The organism is Pseudoalteromonas sp. TB25 (genome assembly GCF_000497995.1).
GTDB lineage: Bacteria > Pseudomonadota > Gammaproteobacteria > Enterobacterales > Alteromonadaceae > Pseudoalteromonas > Pseudoalteromonas distincta.
The window spans coordinates 1-3,859 of the sequence record NZ_AUTI01000066.1; the positions used below are offsets into that span (position 1 = coordinate 1).

The 3,859-nt window shown below is 38.0% G+C and carries 4 protein-coding genes; 2 read left to right on the forward strand and 2 right to left on the reverse strand.

The genetic code is table 11. The features are described from left to right. Positions 1–1,008: cation:proton antiporter (locus L652_RS0101260; protein ID WP_024603205.1), on the reverse strand; the 1,008-nt coding region annotated here is incomplete at its 3' end. Between the two features lie 266 nt (positions 1,009–1,274). On the opposite strand from L652_RS0101260, the gene L652_RS0101265 reads away from it, so the two are divergent. Together L652_RS0101265 and L652_RS0101270 are read left to right on the forward strand one after the other, a co-directional pair. Beyond that, positions 1,275–2,018: a sporulation protein gene (locus tag L652_RS0101265; RefSeq protein WP_004335740.1), complete on the forward strand. Its 744-nt coding sequence runs from the start codon at positions 1,275–1,277 to the stop codon at positions 2,016–2,018. A 69-nt stretch (positions 2,019–2,087) separates the two neighbouring features. Continuing rightward, positions 2,088–2,537, forward strand: coding sequence for a GNAT family N-acetyltransferase (locus L652_RS0101270; protein ID WP_004335742.1), 450 nt, complete (start codon positions 2,088–2,090; stop codon positions 2,535–2,537). Positions 2,538–2,615: 78 nt separating this feature from the next. Here the strand turns inward: L652_RS0101270 and L652_RS0101275 are convergent. Beyond that, the coding region (locus tag L652_RS0101275) for a sodium-dependent transporter (protein WP_024603206.1) at positions 2,616–3,859 on the reverse strand (1,244 nt) is incomplete at its 5' end.

Below are 3,859 nucleotides of genomic sequence, written 5' to 3' on the forward strand. Positions count from 1 at the left end.
GGCCAGCCACTCAGAAGTGATCATGCCTGTGCTAGCTGCTACTGCACATACAATTAACCCAAATTCGCTGTAGTTAGATAAACTAAAGGCGGTAAGTAATGATGTACGTGCGCGTAGTTTGAATATATTTGTGAATACGTAATAAAGCGCTATTTTAATAGGTAAAACTAAAACAAGTATAATAGCAACGATTAATGAGCTAGTGGTTAGCTCTGCGCTCAAGCCAATACTTAAGAAAAAACCGACTAATAATATGTCTTTTAAATTAAGCAGAGATTTTGATAGTTCTCCTGCTTTTTTATGTGGTGCAAACATCATCCCAATTATGAGTGCGCCTAGGTCGCCTTTTAATCCTGCAAATTCAAATGCATGATAACCAGCAAGTAAAGCAAAGAAAAAACCAAATAATGGTAATAGTTCACCATGTTTAGAGCGATTTAATACGCCATACATGACAGGTCGTAATAAAGGCAGAGCAATTATTAATGCAATTGCCCATACATTTGGAATTTTACCTGTACTAATCGCTAAAAAGATAACAGCAAAGATATCTTGCATGACTAGTATACCAATGGCTATTTTACCGTGAAGGCTTGCCATTTCTCCGCGTTCTTCAAGCACTTTTACTGCAAATACAGTACTTGAAAAACTAAGCGCAAACCCAACTAATAAAGCACTTTGCCAACTTAAATCAATAAACAGTGGAATAGCGAAAACACCAAGCAATAACATAAAGCCACTAAAAAGCGCGCTGCTAAAAATAATATGCAATGTTGCAGGCGCCCACACTTGGGGTTTAATTAAACTGTTTACCTTTAGCTTTAAACCAATACTAAAAAGAAGAAGGGTTACGCCAAGTGCTGCTATTGTATCGAGCAACTCTGTACTTTTATAACCCGATAAATTTAAAGCAAAACCTGCTAATAAAAATCCAATAAGAGGAGGCAGCTTTAACTGATAAACAGCAAAGCCACACACAAACGCGGCGGCAAAATAGATTAGTTCCATAATTCTTAATATCACTTCATTTGGGGTTGCAGTGTAACGAAAAATTTATACCATTGAAAATAAAAATAGACCTAAAAATGAACGCGTCTAATCAAATACTTGCCTAGCTGTGTATAAAAAATGCGCATCAAACATATATTTAATCGTAAATAGCATGTAAATAACATTTTTTCACTGACATTGGCTTTTAAATATGGTTAAGATGCGATAACGAAGAAGTTTAAGCAAGAGCAAATAATAGAACCGCTCAGCTTAAGGAGAAATATATGTTTAAAAAGATTTTAGCGTCGGTAGGTATTGGTGCTGCAAAAGTAGATACTGTTTTAGAGACAGAACACTTACAACCTGGTCAGCTTTTTAATGCACAAATAGTCATTACCGCAGGTGATGTTAGCCAAGATATTGCAGGCTTAGATTTATTACTTATGACCCGTGTTAAAGTGGCAGGTGATGATGGCGATTATTTTACCAATCATGTGATTGACCAATGGCGAATTACAGATATAGGTACAATTGAGCCGGGCGAAGTTAAAAGTATCCCTTTTGAAGCACGTCTTCATTCTGAAACACCTATTACAGAAATTAATGCAGGTTACAATCAATCCCATGTGTGGCTTGAAACAGGTTTAGATATTGATTTAGCACTTGATCCGAGCGATAAAGACCATTTACATATTTACCCTAATGAAGCTGTTAAAACGTGCATGCAGGCGATGGAAAAGCTAGGTTTTAGCTTAATGAAGGCTGATGTAGAAAAAGGCCATTTGCGCGCTTCAACATTTCAATCGTTATCGGGCTGTTATCAGGAACTTGAATATAAGCCAAATAGCCGTAGTTTATTTGGCATTCAAGAGATCGAGTTGTCATTTGTACCAGAGGCACATAAAACACACGTGCTTATAGAGCTAGACAGGGCCTTTAGAGGCGATGGTTATGTAGATTTAACGATAGAGCATGACCACGTGAATTTATCGCAGTTGTGCGACCAACTAGAGCGCTTATTTGCTTAATATAAACTAACAAGTGAATAATTTTATTAAACCCGGCCTAGGCTGGGTTTATTGTTTATAGGATTTAAAATGCAATTTAAATGTGAGCAGTTTAATGCTTTAGATGCGCATACTCTTTTTACTATTATGCGAGGACGTGTAGACGTATTTGTTGTAGAGCAGGCGTGCCCTTACCCTGAACTTGATGATGTAGATATTGATTTAAATACACAGCATTTATATACACTAGACAATGGGCGGCTACACACTTATGCCCGATGCTATGAAAAAAATGAGCAATACAGCGCAATAGGGCGCGTACTGGTAAGTAAAAGTGCGCGTGGCAAAGGCGACGCCACTGTACTTGTAAGTAAAGCTATAGAATGCTGTAAAGAGCGGTGGCCTGAACGAGATATTTATATTGGCGCACAAACCTACTTACTTGATTTTTACCGCTCCTTTGGCTTTGAAGATTACAAAAGTGAATATCTAGAAGACGGTATACCTCATCAAGATATGATTTTAAAACTCACTCAATAAATCCAATTTAAGCAGCTATAAAAAAGCCCACTAATGTGGGCTATTTTATTTAAAACTATTTTAAGGCTAAGGTATCATTTAGCTCAATAGTGAATGTAAAAACACCATGCCAATAGCAAGTGGACATACAAACTTAGTATACCAAGGCCATATTTTCCAAAACAATGTATTGTGAACTTCAGGGTTACCCTCTTGAATTGCTTTTAGTAATGAGCCTCTATACCAAATCCAGCCTACAAATATACAACACATAAGACCAAGTAAAGGCTGAGCTACTTTTGTAGTGAGAGTGATTACTAAGCCAAATAAGCTGCTAAGGTTACACACAATTGTAATGCTAACGACAGCGATTAGCGCCCCAATTAACCACGTTGCTTGAACGCGTTTCATCCCAAAGCGCTCTACGGTGTATGATACTGGCGCCTCTAACATTGAAATAGATGATGTTAAAGCGGCAATACTCATTAACGCAAAAAATGAAAAACCCACAAATAAGCCAACTTCGCCCATTCCATCAAATAAAGCGGGGAGTACCTGAAACACTAATGTATCTTCAGAGAGTAGCTTACCCGTTGTGGCCGAGAATATTTCAACGCCTTGAGCTTGTGCTACGTACATAGCCGGAATAATCAGTAAACCTGCAACAAAGGCTATAAATACATCAATAAGGGTCACATAGGCACCTAAAGAAACAAGATTTTCTTTTTTACTAATGTACGAGCCGTAAATAATCATTACGCTAGTGCCAAGCGATAAAGAGAAGAAAGCTTGCCCTAGTGCACTTACTAATAGTTTTGCGTCAAAAATAGATGAAAAGTCAGGAACTAAGTAGGCTTTTAAGCCTTCCATAGCACCATCTTGCGTCATCACATAAGCAATAAGTGCAAATAAAATGCCTAAAAGTGCAGGCATTAAACGCTTAGACCACTTTTCAATACCGTTTTCAACGCCTCTACTTATAATAGCGACAGTTAGTACGATAAAGATCATAGTGAATATAATATTTCGAGTAAGTGATTGCTCGCTTAACCATGTAGATGCTGTGTTGGCACCAACTAAAGTGGCTATGGGTTCAGCTGTGGCGCTGAGCATCCAACCGGCAACAATGGCGTAAAAGCTTAGTATAAAGCCAGCGCATAAAATACCGCCAAAACCAACAGCAAAAGCAAAGTGTTTTTGCCATGACTTATTAGATATTTTTTGAAGTGATGACACTGCGTTTGCTTGGCCATGACGTCCAATCATAAGTTCAGCCATTAAAGCGGGGTAGGCTAAAAAGAACGCAAGCACTAAATATGCGACTAAAAATGCAGCACCGCCAT